The sequence below is a fragment of the Bradyrhizobium campsiandrae genome, assembly GCF_014529705.1.
Taxonomy (GTDB): Bacteria; Pseudomonadota; Alphaproteobacteria; order Rhizobiales; family Xanthobacteraceae; genus Bradyrhizobium; species Bradyrhizobium campsiandrae.
Genome location: NZ_JAANIH010000002.1, coordinates 1 through 13,580, shown reverse-complemented (window position 1 = coordinate 13,580; position 13,580 = coordinate 1). Strand labels below are relative to the sequence as shown.

13 protein-coding genes are annotated in these 13,580 nt (G+C 64.1%); 7 read left to right on the top strand and 6 right to left on the bottom strand.

The features are described from left to right. Positions 1-2: 2 nt before the first annotated feature. On the bottom strand, positions 3-1,697 hold the full coding sequence (locus tag G8O24_RS01440) for a methyl-accepting chemotaxis protein (protein WP_188095784.1): 1,695 nt from the start codon (positions 1,695-1,697) through the stop codon (positions 3-5). A 174-nt stretch (positions 1,698-1,871) separates the two neighbouring features. Here G8O24_RS01440 and G8O24_RS45085 point away from each other — a divergent pair, with 174 nt between their 5' ends. Beyond that, complete coding sequence (locus G8O24_RS45085) at positions 1,872-2,003, top strand: hypothetical protein (RefSeq protein WP_283815473.1); 132 nt, start codon at positions 1,872-1,874, stop codon at positions 2,001-2,003. A gap of 58 nt (positions 2,004-2,061) precedes the next feature. On the opposite strand, the gene G8O24_RS01435 is transcribed toward G8O24_RS45085, so the two are convergent. The 3 genes from G8O24_RS01435 to tyrS all read right to left on the bottom strand — a co-directional run bounded on the left by G8O24_RS01435 (position 2,062) and on the right by tyrS (position 5,303). Further along, positions 2,062-2,499 carry a DoxX family protein gene (locus G8O24_RS01435; RefSeq protein ID WP_188095782.1) on the bottom strand — a complete coding sequence of 146 codons (438 nt, stop codon included), beginning with the start codon at positions 2,497-2,499 and terminating at the stop codon, positions 2,062-2,064. Between the two features lie 222 nt (positions 2,500-2,721). Further along, positions 2,722-3,993 carry an MFS transporter gene (locus tag G8O24_RS01430; protein WP_188095780.1) on the bottom strand — a complete coding sequence of 424 codons (1,272 nt, stop codon included), beginning with the start codon at positions 3,991-3,993 and terminating at the stop codon, positions 2,722-2,724. A gap of 56 nt (positions 3,994-4,049) precedes the next feature. Further along, positions 4,050-5,303 carry a tyrosine--tRNA ligase gene (gene tyrS / locus G8O24_RS01425; protein ID WP_188095778.1) on the bottom strand — a complete coding sequence of 418 codons (1,254 nt, stop codon included), beginning with the start codon at positions 5,301-5,303 and terminating at the stop codon, positions 4,050-4,052. 166 nt (positions 5,304-5,469) lie between these two features. Between tyrS and G8O24_RS01420 the strand changes: the two genes are divergently transcribed. From G8O24_RS01420 to G8O24_RS01410, 3 genes are all read left to right on the top strand, one after another. Further along, on the top strand, positions 5,470-6,573 hold the full coding sequence (locus G8O24_RS01420; RefSeq protein WP_188095776.1) for an anhydro-N-acetylmuramic acid kinase: 1,104 nt from the start codon (positions 5,470-5,472) through the stop codon (positions 6,571-6,573). Positions 6,574-6,685: 112 nt separating this feature from the next. After that, the gene (locus tag G8O24_RS01415) at positions 6,686-7,363 is read left to right on the top strand and encodes a glutathione S-transferase family protein (RefSeq protein ID WP_188095774.1); all 678 of its coding nucleotides are present in this window, start codon (positions 6,686-6,688) and stop codon (positions 7,361-7,363) included. 11 nt (positions 7,364-7,374) lie between these two features. After that, on the top strand, positions 7,375-7,698 hold the full coding sequence (locus tag G8O24_RS01410; protein ID WP_188095772.1) for a DMT family transporter: 324 nt from the start codon (positions 7,375-7,377) through the stop codon (positions 7,696-7,698). Between the two features lie 10 nt (positions 7,699-7,708). Here the strand turns inward: G8O24_RS01410 and G8O24_RS01405 are convergent, their stop codons facing one another. Both G8O24_RS01405 and G8O24_RS01400 read right to left on the bottom strand, forming a co-directional pair. Then, entirely contained in the window at positions 7,709-8,356 is a 648-nt protein-coding gene (locus tag G8O24_RS01405; protein ID WP_024337874.1) for an alpha/beta hydrolase, read from the bottom strand. Positions 8,357-8,706: 350 nt separating this feature from the next. Further along, the gene (locus G8O24_RS01400) at positions 8,707-9,657 is read right to left on the bottom strand and encodes a LytTR family DNA-binding domain-containing protein (protein WP_188095771.1); all 951 of its coding nucleotides are present in this window, start codon (positions 9,655-9,657) and stop codon (positions 8,707-8,709) included. 44 nt (positions 9,658-9,701) lie between these two features. Between G8O24_RS01400 and G8O24_RS01395 the strand changes: the two genes are divergently transcribed. The 3 genes from G8O24_RS01395 to sufB form a co-directional block, all read left to right on the top strand. Next, complete coding sequence (locus tag G8O24_RS01395) at positions 9,702-10,895, top strand: acyltransferase family protein (RefSeq protein WP_188095770.1); 1,194 nt, start codon at positions 9,702-9,704, stop codon at positions 10,893-10,895. Between the two features lie 51 nt (positions 10,896-10,946). Beyond that, the gene (locus G8O24_RS01390) at positions 10,947-12,083 is read left to right on the top strand and encodes a cysteine desulfurase family protein (RefSeq protein ID WP_188095769.1); all 1,137 of its coding nucleotides are present in this window, start codon (positions 10,947-10,949) and stop codon (positions 12,081-12,083) included. Between the two features lie 113 nt (positions 12,084-12,196). Continuing rightward, positions 12,197-13,580: Fe-S cluster assembly protein SufB (gene sufB / locus G8O24_RS01385; protein WP_188095768.1), on the top strand; the 1,384-nt coding region annotated here is incomplete at its 3' end.

Genomic DNA, 13,580 nt, shown 5'->3' with positions numbered 1-13,580 from the left:
CGCTACGCCGCACGCACGCCGGCGAGGAAGGTGCCGACCTCGCCCGAGAGCTGCTCGGCATGCTTGGAGAGGTTCGAGGCGGCGGCGAGCACCATGCCGGCGGCATTGCCGGTCTCGTTGGCTGCCGTGCTGACGCCTCCGATATTGGTCGTGACCTCCTTGGTGGCGTCGGCGGTCTGCGAGACGCTGCGGGCGATCTCGGCGGTGGCGGCGCCTTGCTCCTCGATTGCAGCGCCGATCGAGGTGGCGATGCGGCTGACTTCCTCGATCGTGGCGGTGATGCCGCCGATGGCGTCGACGGCCTCTTTCGTGGCGCCCTGGATCTGGGCGATCTTGTCGCCGATCTCGCGTGTCGCCTCCGCGGTCTGGCTCGCCAGCGACTTCACCTCGGAGGCGACGACGGCGAAGCCGCGGCCGGCCTCGCCGGCGCGCGCGGCCTCGATGGTGGCATTGAGCGCGAGCAGATTGGTCTGCGCAGCGATGCTGGAGATCAACTCGGCGACATGCTCGATCTGCTGGGCGCCGTCCGACAGCGCGCGCACGATGGTGTCGGTGCGGCGCGCACTTTCCACCGCGCGTCCGGTGACGTCGGCCGATTGGGTGACCTGACGGCTGATCTCGGTGATGGAAGAAGAGAGCTCTTCGGCGGCAGCCGCCACCGTCTGGACGCGCTGGCTGGCTTCGGTTGCGGCCGAGCCGACCAGGGCGGCGCGCTGGTTGGTCCCCTCGGCGGTTGACGACATCGACCTGGCCGTGACTTCGAGCTCGCCCGAGCCCGAGGCCATCATGCCCACGAGCTGGCCGACCGACGCATCGAAGCGGTCGGCAAGGGCGATCAGGGCATCGCGCTTCTCCTGCTCGCTGCGCGTCTTGGCCGCGACCTGCTCGGCTTCCAGGGTGCGTGCCGTCAAGGCGGTCCGGCGCAGCACTTCGAGCGTCTCGGCCATGCGGCCGATCTCGTCGCCGCGGTCGGTCTCCTCGACCGGCTTGTCGATCGCGCCCTCGGCGATGTCCTGCATGCGCGTCTTCTGACGGTCGAGCGCGCCGAGCACGTCGCGGGCGATCAACCAGGACAGCGTCGCCATCAGCAGCATCAAGCCGATGCCGATTGCGGCGAGCTCCATCGTCAGCGCGCGGACATCGGCGTCGATGTCGTCGACATAGAGGCCGTAACTGATCGTCGCGTTCCACGGCGTGAACTCGCGGACGAACACTGTCTTGCGGACAGGCTCGGTCTGCCCTGGGCGCGGATAGAGATAGGAGGTGACGCCACCCTGCGGCGCCTGCTTTGCGGCGTTCAGCTGGGCATCGGCGATCATGACGCCATTCGAATCCTTGGCGCCCGTGATCTTGCCTTCGAGCTGCGGATTGGCGCCATTGACCAGGATCGACGTGTCGGGGTTGTAGATCACGGGATAGCCCTGGCCGCCGCCGAACTTCATATTGCGAGCGCGCTGGCGAAACTGGAGCTTGGCATCGTCAGCCGTCAACTTGCCGGCCGCAACGTCATCCTGGAAGCTCTGGGCGAGGCCGTGGAGCAGATCGACTGCGGCCTTCATCTGCTGGACCCGGTCGTCCATCATGCGGCTCTTGCTGAGGAACGCCGATACCGCGATGATGGCCGTGACTGTCAGAGCCGCAAGGCAGACCATGCTGGCAAGCTTGGTGCGGATCTTCAGATGACTCAGCAGCTTCATCGCAGGCCCCTACGCCATGTTTGTTGTTGCTCCCATCGCTAGCATGAAGTTCTTACCAATCATGAAGATAGCCGTGCGGGCACCTGTCGCGCACCCGCAGCTTCGCAGTCCAATGCACAACGGTGCAGTCAAACGGCGACGCGCAGATGCGTGCTGGTATGTGAGTGCCGGTAAATGGATCTTGGATTGCGGTGCCGCTCGCCCCTGGCCGGACTTGCGATGAACCGATTCGTTCCCCGCCTCATCATGTCGGTGCTGCTGGTCGCAGCTCTCGTGCTGATCTGGAACGTGCTGGGCCCTCGTTGAGACGACGCCGGCCAATCCGCCGAGCGCCATCTCGTGACATGGGTCGATTGCGAGCGCCTCAGCGCCGCGCGTAGGCGCCGTCCGGCGCGTCGCTCTCCTTGCCGATCAACGCATCGACACTGACCGAGCCACCGCCCGCCGCGGAGATGTAGAGACAGGCGAAGCAGAACAGGATCGCGGCGGTGCCGCCGTTGAGCAACGGCAGGAGCACGGGCGTGCCTGTTTTCATCATGTGGCCCATGAAGTAGGCGAACGCCATTTCACCCGACAGGATGAACGCGGTGAGACGGGTGAACAGGCCGAGCATCAGCGTCGCGCCGAGCACCAGCTCGAGCGTGCCGGCCACATAGATCAGCGGCGGGATGTCGGCGAAGTACGGAAGCATCGGGAACTTGAACAGCTTGGCGACACCATACTGGAACAACAGCAGTCCGGTAATGAAGCGGAATAAGCTCAAGAGAACCGGTTGAAAGCGAGAGAGATAGGGAAAGTTCATTGGTTTGTGCCCTCCATCCAATGTCACGACTAGGAACCGCATTCGGTTCCGTCTCGCAAGCTGCGCCAAATCAATTCACGCTGACATTTTTGTCATGTCGGACAAAACACCGCAGGCTGCAGGTTCAGCCGCACGTTGTCTGTATTTTTTTGAGCATCTACGCGTCGTCCCGGCCCGTAGTTCCCCGGTAACACGAATGAATTCAGGTTACCTCCGGGAGACCTAGCGCCGCAAGGCCGGCACAATCAGAAATGGAATCATTCCGAGCACCACGCTCGCAAGTGCGAAGGCGAGGAGGGCGTTGTAGCCGTGGGTAGCGTCGTGGATCAGGCCGCCGCTCCAGGAGCCGACGGACGAGCCGAGGCCGCTGCCGATCGAGATCGTGCCGTAGATGGTGCCGACGCGCTTGCCCTGGAAGATCCGCATCGCGGTGGCGCTGATCAGCGGACCGCGCGAGCCCATCATGCTGCCGAAGCAGACGACGAAGCCGGTCAGCAGGAGGATGTTCGGCGCGTATTGCAAGAGCCAGAGCTGGACGATGCCGAGGATCGAGATCGCGTAGCTCAGGAGCACCGAGGGCCGGCGCCCGATCATGCCGTCGAGTGCGGAGACACCCAGCATGCCGAACACCAGCACGACGCCGGAAAAGCCCCAGGCGGTCGCGGCCTGCAGCGGCGGGAAGCCGGCATCGATCAGATAGGCCACGATCTGGGCGGCGATGCTGTACATGCCGACGGCGGTGAAGAAGAAGGTCGAGAACAGCGCCCAGAAGGCGTGGTGACGCATCGCGCCGATGAGCGTCCAGCCGCTGTCGACGAAGTCGGGGTCGCTTCTCTTCACGACATGCGGCGAGCCCGCAGCGAACAGCCGCCACGGCAGCAGCAGCAACGGCACCAGCAGCCCCAGGGCTGCAAAGCCGAACAGCTGGTAGGTGTCGCGCCAGCCGACGTGATCGATCAGGAGCTGCGAGGCCGGCAACAGCGCCAGCACGCCGCCGCCCATCGCCGAATACACCACGGACATCGCGGTCGGCAGCCGTGGTCCGAACCAGCGGCCGAGCAGGATCGAGTTCGGCACGATGCCGATGAAGGCGACGCCGATGCCGACGCAGAGGCCGATCGAGAGCTGGAACTGCCACAGATGCTGGGCGTGCGCCGCGATCAGGAACGCCGCGCCGAGCAGCAAAAGGCCGAGCGCATAGACGATGCGTGGTCCCGAATGATCGAACAGCCGTCCGACGAAGGGGGCGGTGAGACCGCTCGCAAGCCAGGTGAGGGAATAGACCGAGACGATCTGCGCGCGATCCCAGCCAAAACTCTCTGAGATCGGTTTGAGGAACACCGTAAAGCTGTCGCCGAGCCCGCGGCCGAGAACGGCCAGCGTGAAGCAGAGCGCGAGCACGTTGAGTGCGATGCGCACGGCGCCTTGCGGTGTCGCCGCGACGCCATCCTTGCCCGCCTTCGCCGACGTTTCCTTGGGCGTGTTCTGATCCATTGGCTGTCAGGGAGCGCGCTTCGTTGCGCCCTGACAAGCATCAAAAGCTCATACGCCTATGCAGGCTTGAGGAGGACGTGCTTCTTCTTGCCGAAGGACAGCTTGATCACGCCTTCGGGCGTCAGATTGGCTGCTGAGAGCGTCATCTTCTCGTCGGTGACCGCGACGTCGTTGACGCGCAGTCCGCCACCCTTGATCTGGCGCCGCGCTTCGCCGTTGGAGGCAACGAGACCCGCCTTGACGAAAGCGTTGAGCACGCCGAGTCCGGCCTCCAGCTCGCCGCGCGGAATTTCCACCGCCGGCAGGGTTTCGGCGAGTGCGCCTTCTTCAAAAGTGCGGCGCGCGGTTTCGGCTGCTTCGTTGGCAGCATCGCGGCCATGCAACAGTGCGGTCGCTTCCGTCGCGAGCACCTTCTTGGCCTCGTTGATCTCGGAACCGCCGAGCGCTTCGAGCTTCTTGATCTCAGCTATCGGCAGCGTCGTGAACAGCTTCAGGAATTTACCGACGTCGGCATCCTCCGTATTGCGCCAGTACTGCCAGAAATCGTAGGGCGAGAACTGGTCGGCATTGAGCCACACCGCGCCTTGCGCGGTCTTGCCCATCTTGGCGCCGGACGCGGTGGTCAGCAGCGGCGTCGTCAACGCGAACAGCTGGTGCGTGCCCATGCGGCGGCCGAGATCGACGCCCATGATGATGTTGCCCCATTGGTCCGAGCCGCCCATCTGCAATTTACAGCCGGTGCGCTTGGCGAGCTCGACGAAGTCGTAGGCCTGGCAGACCATGTAGTTGAACTCGATGAAGCTCATCTCCTGCTCGCGCTCGAGGCGCAGGCGCACCGAGTCCATGGTCAGCATGCGGTTGACCGAGAAATGCCGGCCGACGTCGCGCAGCATCTCGATCCAGTTCAGCTTGGTCAGCCACTCGGCATTGTCGAGCATGACGGCGTCGCTCTTGCCGTCGCCGTATTTCAGCACCTTCGCGAACACGCCGCGGATCGATTCCTTGTTGGCCTCGATCTCGGCAATCGTGCGCATCGCGCGCGTCTCGTCCTTGCCGGAGGGATCGCCGACCATGGTGGTGCCGCCGCCCATCAGCGTGATCGGCTTGTTGCCGGACTGCTGCAGCCAGTGCAGCATCATCATGGTCAGGTAGTTGCCGATATGCAGCGAGCGGGCGGTGCAATCGTAGCCGACATAGGCGGTCGCCTCGCCCTTGGCGGCGAGCGCGTCCAGCCCCTCGAAATCGGAGCATTGGTGGATGAATCCACGTTCCTGCAGGGTATTGAGGAAATCCGATTTAAATGCAGTCATCTGTCGGCATGCCCAACAATTCTTGGTTTACTGTTTTGGGAGCAATTTAAGGGTCTTATCTGGGAACTCGATTGCTGCCCGCCGTTTGGCGCTGTGGCATTATAAGATGTGTCCCTCTGGCACAAGATCGGCATGCCGGAGAGGCTGTTTTGAGGACGCTGATCCCATGATGTTGACGGCACTCGGTTTGATGAGCGGCACCTCGCTGGACGGGGTGGACGTCGCGCTGATCGAAACCGATGGAAAGCAGGTGAAGGCGTTCGGTCCCTCGGGCTACCGGCCCTATAGCCCGGCCGAGCGCAATCTGCTGCGCCAGGCGCTGTCGGAGGCCGTGAACCTGCCGCAACGGGATGCCCGGCCGGGTATCCTGGCCGAGGCCGAGCGTGCGGTGACGCTGGCGCATGCCGAGGCGGTCGCCGCTTTCGTCGCCCAGAACCGGATGAGGCCGGAAGAGATCGACATCGTCGGCTTCCATGGCCAGACCGTATTGCACCGTCCCGAACGGCGCCTGACGGTCCAGATCGGCGATGCGGCGGCGCTGGCGAGAGCCATCCATATTCCTGTGATGCACGACTTCCGCGCTGCCGACGTCGAGGCCGGCGGGCAGGGGGCGCCGTTCGTGCCGGTCTACCACCGTGCGCTTGCCAATTCGCTGGAACGCGAAGGGCCGATCGTCGTCGTCAATATCGGCGGCGTCTCCAACATCACCTATATCGACGGCAACGACACGCTGATCGCCTGCGACACCGGGCCCGGCAACGCGCTGCTCGACGATTTCATGTACCGGACCATGAACCAGGCGTTCGACGCGGAAGGCAAGTTCGCAGCGCTCGGCAAGGTGGATGAGGCCTGGATCGCGCGGGCACTGGAATTGCCGTTCTTCGCGGCACCGCCACCGAAATCGCTCGATCGCAACGACTTCGCCGCCCTGAAGCTTGGCGACGTCGCGCCGGCGGATGGCGCGGCGACGCTCACCGCGTTCACCGCGGCGGCGATCGCCCGCATCATCCCGCTGCTGCCGCGGCGGCCGCAAAGCTGGATCGTCTGCGGCGGCGGCGCACGCAATCTCACCATGCTGCGCATGCTGCGGGAACGGGTGGGACCGGCGACCGTCGAGGCCGCCGAGGCGCTCGGCTGGGCCTCCGACGCGATCGAGGCCCAGGCCTTCGGCTTCCTCGCCGCGCGTGGCCTGAAGGGTCTGCCGCTGTCCTATCCCGCCACGACGGGGGTGCCGATGCCGATGACGGGCGGGGTGATCGCCAGACCGTAAAGCGAATGGTCCGAGGCTCGGATCGATTAATGCAAGTGCATTGATCTTGACGAGTGCATGCATTTGCATCTATGTTTGGATGCCGTTGCATCCAACCGCCGGGATCGTTGCCATGACCGCTTCACTGAAACTGATCAGCCACAAGCTTTGTCCCTACGTGCAGCGCGCAGTGATTGCCCTGAACGAAAAGGGCGTGCCGTTCGAGCGGGTCGACATCGATCTCGCTGATAAACCCGACTGGTTCCTGGAGCTCTCGCCGCTCGGCAAAGTGCCGGTGCTGGTGGTGACGACGGACAAGGGCGAGGTCGCATTGTTCGAGAGCAACGTGATCTGCGAGTACATCGAGGAGACACAGGCAGGGAGCAAGCTACATCCCGCTGATGCGTTGAAGCGCGCCGAGCATCGCGCCTGGATGGAGTTCGGCTCGGCGATCCTCGGCGACCTCTGGGGGCTGGAGACGACGACCGATCCGGCGACGTTCGAAAGCAAGCGTCAGGCGCTGACGGCAAAATTCGCGCGTGTCGAGGGCGCGCTCGGGACGGGCCCGTTCTTTGCGGGCAATGCATTCAGCCTGGTCGATGCCGTGTTCGCACCGATCTTCCGCTATTTCGATCTGTTCGACGAGCTGACCGAGCACGGCATCTTTCGCGACGTGCCGAAGGTCCGCGCTTGGCGCGCGGAGCTGGCGAAGCGTCCGAGCGTGCGCACCGCAGTCGGCGCGGACTACCCGCAATTGCTGCGCGCGTTTCTCGTCCGCCACGATGCGCATCTGCTCAAGCTCGCGGCCTGAGCGCAACGCCAATGTCGCCATCCCTGGCCTGGCTGCTGCTGGTGATCGCCGGCGCGCTCGATGTCGGTTGGGCGATCTCGATGAAATATGCGGAGGGCTACACGCGCATCGGCTGGAGCATCGTCTCGCTCGTGCTGCTCGCGGCCTTCGTATTCCTGCTCGGGCGCGCCTTGAAGGTGCTCGAGGTCGGCGTCGCCTATTCGGTGTGGACCGGCATCGGCGCTGCCGGCACCTTCGTCATGGGTGTCGTGCTGTTCGGCGAGACCCTGAGCGCGACGAAGCTTGCCGGCATCGCGCTCGTCTTGATGGGGATCGTCGCGCTCAAGCTGGCTTGAGCCGGGCGCCTCAGCGCACGTTGGCGAGGCGCATGTCCAGATAGGCCGTGATGGTCTCCATCAGCGGCTCGAGCTTGGCGTCGAAGAAGTGGTTGGCGCCGGGGATGATCTGCTGGTCGATCACGATGCCTTTCTGCGTCTTCAGCTTTTCGACCAGCGTGTTGACGTCCTTCGGCGGCACCACCGCGTCCTTCTCGCCATGCACGATCAGCCCGGAGGACGGGCAGGGCGCGAGGAACGAGAAGTCGTAGAGGTTGGCGGGCGGCGCGATCGAGATGAAGCCCTCGACCTCGGGGCGCCGCATCAGGAGCTGCATGCCGATCCAGGCGCCGAAGGAGAAGCCGGCAACCCAGCAGGCACGCGCCTCGGGATTGATGGTCTGCGCCCAGTCGAGCGCGGCCGCCGCATCCGACAATTCGCCGGTGCCATGGTCGAACGAGCCCTGGCTGCGGCCGACGCCGCGGAAGTTGAAGCGCAGCACCGAGAAGCCGCGATGCGCAAAGGCGTAGTAGCACTGGTACACGATCTGATGGTTCATCGTGCCGTGAAACTGCGGATGCGGATGCAGGATCATCGCGATCGGCGCGTTCTTCTGCTTGGCCGGGTGATAGCGGCCTTCGAGACGGCCGGCGGGGCCAGTGAAAATGACTTCAGGCATCGATGATCTCTGGATTGATTTGCTGGAAGGCTGGTCCTTGGCAATCAATCGATTGTGGCCTCAGCGGCAGCTGCCGACGAAGCGCGAATGGAAGGGTGAGAAGGCGTGCGCCTCGCGGTGATGCGCAGAGGGCGCACGGTGACTTGACGGTGCGCGTTCTAACATAGGCTGCGGGGCAAAAAGCAAGCATCTTCGACATCTATCAATTGGCTCAACAGCTTAGCCCGTCATCCCGGCGTCACGCCAATCGCGGTCGGGATCGAAGCAGGGTATGGTCAAGGGCGTCGTTATGAGGACAACCAATTGGAATCACGATTGTTTATCGCCTGGCAGGTGATCTGACGGGCGATTCACGCTGGCGCGGCGGGGCCGCCGAGCAAGGCAACAGCGGGCCGGTAGCGGCGGCTGCCGCCGAGCGTTTTCCCGTTGTCGAAGGTGAGCTCGAAATCCCCTGACGGCTTGAAGTCCACGCCGCTCACCCGGTCGAGATTGGCTAGCCTGGTCCGGTGCACACGGACGATGGCGAAGCGGGCGAGCTCGCTTTCGGTCGCGGCAAGCGTTCCCCGGATCAGGTGCTGGGTCCCATTGGCAAGGCTGTATTCGATGTAGTTGCCGGCGGATGCGACCCAGAGGATGTCACTCGGTGCCACGCGAATCCGGCTGGTGCCGTCGCGGAGCCAGATCAAATCAGGGGACAACGGCTCCCGCGCGGCGGCCGGCATGGACCGGGCTTGCCGGGCCGCCTTGCGCAGCTCGCGGCGGCTTTCGATCAGCCAGAGCGTTGCCCCGATCAGCAATACTGTCACCGCATCCTTGCGGAACTCGTACAGGACGGTCGAAAGCGAGACATGAAAATCGTAGCTGCCGCCGACGAGCCAGAGCATCAACTTCCGTAAGCCCACCATGCCGGCGATATGGAGGGCCGAGAAGGCGGGCAGGGTGACCGCGGCGACACCGATCCGCGGCGCCGGGCTCGCCGCCTCGCGCATCCGCCGCACCGATAGCAACAGGATCGGCACCAGCAGCAGGATGACGACGATGCTCGACAGTTCCCAGAACAGTCGCCGGCCAATGTCATAGCTGTCGCCGCGCCAGACGGCGTCCTGCGCGCCGGAGAGCGCATTGACGATGCCGATGACGAGCGCGATGGCGGCGATTGCCGCCAACATCGTCCAGTCGCCACTGATCCCGCGGGACCAACCGCTCGTCCCCGACGGCGACGCCTCGTCCCCTCGCGCCCGGCTCTGATCCCAAACCGCCTCGACGCGCTCCGTTTCCGGCGCATTTTGGCCGTCAGCCATGGCCCGAAAACCGCTGATGTCGAGACGTCAAGGAGCAGAAACCCATGTCAACACCACAGCAACCCTCAAACCCGCAACGGCGCATCGATCTGGATTGGGTGCGGATTTTAGCCTTTGCCCTGCTGATCTTCTACCACGTCGGCATGCTCTACGTGTCCTGGGGATTTCACATCAAGAGCGAGCACCGGCTGACCTGGCTCGAGCCGGTGATGCTGGTGCTCAATCCCTGGCGGCTGTCGCTGCTGTTCCTGGTGTCGGGGGTCGCGAGCCGCTTCATGCTGGGGAAGGTCCGCCTCGGCACCTTCGCCCGGACGCGGTCGGTGCGGCTCTTGGTGCCGCTGATGACAGGTATGCTCGTGATCGTGCCGCCGCAATCCTATCTTCAGATCGTCGAGACCCTCGGCTATCCCGCCGGTTTCGTCGACTACTACGTCCGCCACTATCTGGCGTTCAGCGCGCAGTTCTGTCCGAGCCCCTGCATCGTGCAGCCGACCTGGAATCATCTCTGGTTCGTGGTCTATCTCTGGGTCTACACCATGGCCCTGGCTGGCGTGCTGTGCCTGTGGCCGACGGCTGCGGATTGGATCGGCGAGCGGCTTGCGACAATGCTTGCCAGTCCGTGGCTGCTGGTGGGGCCTTGCCTGCTGTTTTCAGCCTGGCGGCTGTTTCTGGCGCCGATCTTCCCTTCGACGCATGCGCTGTTCGGCGACTGGTACAACCACGCCGACTATGCGAGCGCGTTCCTGATCGGCTTCCTGCTCGCGCGCCAGAATGGGATCTGGCGCGACCTCGAGCGGCAACGGTGGGTGGCGCTGATGCTTGCAGCTATTTGCTTTGCGGTTTTCGTTCTCGTCTACGCCGGCGTGTTCCCGCGCTCGCCGATGCTGCGATGGATCGCCGGAGCGGCCTATGGTTGCTATCAATGGATCGCGATGGCGACTGTGCTCGGCTTTGCGCGGCGCCATTTGACGGCCGATGGGCCGGTGCGCCGCTATCTTACTGACGCGATCTTTCCCTTCTACATCGTGCATCAGACCGCGATCATCGTGATCGCGCATGCGCTGCGGGACAGCGGGCTGTCTGCGGCAGGCGAGGCCACGATCGTGATCGCAGGAACTGCGCTCACCTGCCTGGTCAGCTACGAGATCGCGCGGCGCATTGGCTGGCTGCGTCCGTTGTTCGGGCTACGGCTTGAACCGCGTTCCGTTGGCGGGATCGCGCGGCAACAGCCGGTCTGACGTGCAGCCGCGGCCGATTGGCGCGATGGCAAAAGGTGCTAAGAGGGCGCCATGCCAAGCCGCGTCTATCTCGACTGGAATGCGACCACACCGCTGCGCAGTGAAGCGCGCGCAGCGATGCTGGTGGCTTACGAGCTGGTCGGGAATCCATCCTCGGTCCATGCCGAGGGACGGGAGGCGCGGCGGCTGGTCGAAGAGGCCCGGGCGGCGCTGGCCGGAGCCGTGGGCGCGCTGCCGCGGAACGTGGTCTTCACCTCTGCGGGAACCGAGGCCAATGCGCTGGCGCTCTCGCCCGGCTTGCGCGGCCCGTCAGGCGGACCGGTGCAGCGGCTGCTGGTCTCTGCGGTCGAGCATGCCTCGGTGTTGGTGGGTGGCCGGTTCCCCGCCGATCGTATCGGCCAGATCCATGTTACGCGGTCCGGCGCGGTCGATCTCGATCATCTCCGAGCGTTGCTGGCCGAAGGTCCCGCGCTGGTCTCGATCATGGCGGCCAATAACGAGACCGGCGCGCTCCAGCCGGTTGCGGAGGCAGCTCGGATTGTCCACGAGGCCGGCGGCCTGCTGCACGTCGATGCGATCCAGGCGCTTGGCAAAATTGCTTTCAACATGAAGGCGGTAGGCGCCGACCTTGCGACCTTTTCTGCGCACAAGATCGGCGGTCCCAAAGGTGTCGGCGCGCTCGTCATCGCCGAGGGGCTCTCCGGGCTCGAGCCCGTCCTGCGCGGCGGCGGGCAGGAACTCGGGCGGCGGGCGGGAACCGAGAATGTCGCGGGCATCGCCGGCTTCGGGGCGGCGGTGAAAGCTGCGCTTCAGGCTCTGCCGGAGGATGCGAAGCGAATGGTAACTCTCAGGGATCGCTTGGAAAATGGCGTTCGTGCTGTGAATTGTGCGACGATCTTCTCGGAGGACGTAGAGCGGTTACCCAATACCGTTCTTTTCACCGCGCCAGGCCTGAAGGCCGAGACCGCAGTGATCGGCTTCGATCTCGAAGGGATCGCCGTGTCCTCGGGGTCAGCTTGTTCCTCGGGCAAGGTCCAGCCATCCCACGTTCTCTCGGCCATGGGGTACGATGCCACCGTGGCCCAGGGAGCGGTGCGACTCAGTCTGGGCTGGTCCACGGGACCCGACGACATCAACAGGGCGTTAGAGGCTTGGCGAAAGCTCGGTAATAGCCTACTTAAGGTCTAAGCGACGAAACACGGCTTGAACGGTTCTAAGCCCGTGCTTTCAGCACCGAAACATCGTAATATCAGTCCGAGTTTGATCCACCGCGGTCCTTGAAACCGCGAGCGGAGGATGGAATGCCAGCCGTACAAGAGACGGTCGAGCGCGTGAAGCGCATCGACGTCGACCAGTATCGTTATGGGTTTGAGACCCTGATCGACACCGAGAAGGCCCCCAAGGGGCTGTCGGAAGAGATCGTAAAATTCATCTCGCAGAAGAAGAACGAGCCCGACTGGATGCTCCAGTGGCGGCTGGACGCCTATCGGCGCTGGCTGACCATGCAGGAGCCGACCTGGGCGCGCGTCGACTATCCCAGGATCGACTTCCAGGATCTCTATTATTACGCGGCGCCGAAGCCGAAGAAGACGGTCTCCTCGCTCGACGAGATCGATCCGGAGATCCTCAAGACCTATGAGAAGCTCGGCATTCCCTTGCGGGAAGTCGCCATGCTCGAGGGCGTCGAGCCGAAGGTCGGTGAGGAAGACCCCGCGCGCCGCAAGATCGCGGTCGACGCCGTGTTCGATTCGGTTTCGGTCGCGACCACTTTCAAGGCCGAGCTGAAGAAGGCCGGCGTGATCTTCATGCCGATCTCGGAGGCGATCCGCGAGCACCCGGAACTCGTCCAGAAATATCTGGGATCGGTGGTTCCGACCTCGGACAATTTCTACGCGACGCTGAACTCGGCGGTGTTCTCGGACGGCTCGTTCGTCTACGTGCCGCCGGGCGTGCGCTGCCCGATGGAGCTATCGACCTATTTCCGCATCAACGAGCGCAACACCGGCCAGTTCGAGCGCACGCTGATCATCGCCGACAAGGGCGCCTACGTCTCCTATCTTGAGGGCTGCACCGCGCCGCAGCGCGACGAGAACCAGCTGCATGCCGCCGTGGTCGAGCTGGTCGCGCTCGATGACGCCGAGATCAAATATTCGACGGTGCAGAACTGGTATCCCGGCAATTCGGAAGGCAAGGGCGGCATCTACAACTTCGTCACCAAGCGTGGCGATTGCCGCGGCGCCAATTCCAAGATCTCCTGGACCCAGGTCGAGACCGGTTCGGCGATCACCTGGAAGTACCCGAGCTGCATCCTGCGCGGCGACAACTCCCGCGGCGAGTTCTACTCGATCGCGATCTCGAACGGCTTCCAGCAGGTCGATTCCGGCACCAAGATGATCCATCTCGGCAAGAACACGTCGAGCCGGATCATCTCCAAGGGCATCGCCGCCGGCAAGTCGCAGAACACCTATCGCGGTCTCGTCACGGCGCACCGCAAGGCGACCGGCGCGCGCAACTTCACCGCCTGCGATTCGCTGCTGATCGGCGACAAATGCGGCGCACACACCGTGCCGTACATCGAAGCCAAGAACTCCTCGGCGACGTTCGAGCACGAGGCGACGACCTCGAAGATCTCCGAGGACGTGCTGTTCTACTGCATCCAGCGCGGCCTTTCGCAGGAAGAGGCGG

Coding starts and splice junctions, on each gene's coding strand:
- G8O24_RS01440 (WP_188095784.1), bottom strand. CDS start 1,697: ATGAAGCTGCTGAGTCATCTGAAGATCCGCACCAAGCTTGCCAGCATG.
- G8O24_RS45085 (WP_283815473.1), top strand. CDS start 1,872: ATGGATCTTGGATTGCGGTGCCGCTCGCCCCTGGCCGGACTTGCGATG.
- G8O24_RS01435 (WP_188095782.1), bottom strand. CDS start 2,499: ATGAACTTTCCCTATCTCTCTCGCTTTCAACCGGTTCTCTTGAGCTTA.
- G8O24_RS01430 (WP_188095780.1), bottom strand. CDS start 3,993: ATGGATCAGAACACGCCCAAGGAAACGTCGGCGAAGGCGGGCAAGGAT.
- tyrS (WP_188095778.1), bottom strand. CDS start 5,303: ATGACTGCATTTAAATCGGATTTCCTCAATACCCTGCAGGAACGTGGA.
- G8O24_RS01420 (WP_188095776.1), top strand. CDS start 5,470: ATGATGTTGACGGCACTCGGTTTGATGAGCGGCACCTCGCTGGACGGG.
- G8O24_RS01415 (WP_188095774.1), top strand. CDS start 6,686: ATGACCGCTTCACTGAAACTGATCAGCCACAAGCTTTGTCCCTACGTG.
- G8O24_RS01410 (WP_188095772.1), top strand. CDS start 7,375: ATGTCGCCATCCCTGGCCTGGCTGCTGCTGGTGATCGCCGGCGCGCTC.
- G8O24_RS01405 (WP_024337874.1), bottom strand. CDS start 8,356: ATGCCTGAAGTCATTTTCACTGGCCCCGCCGGCCGTCTCGAAGGCCGC.
- G8O24_RS01400 (WP_188095771.1), bottom strand. CDS start 9,657: ATGGCTGACGGCCAAAATGCGCCGGAAACGGAGCGCGTCGAGGCGGTT.
- G8O24_RS01395 (WP_188095770.1), top strand. CDS start 9,702: ATGTCAACACCACAGCAACCCTCAAACCCGCAACGGCGCATCGATCTG.
- G8O24_RS01390 (WP_188095769.1), top strand. CDS start 10,947: ATGCCAAGCCGCGTCTATCTCGACTGGAATGCGACCACACCGCTGCGC.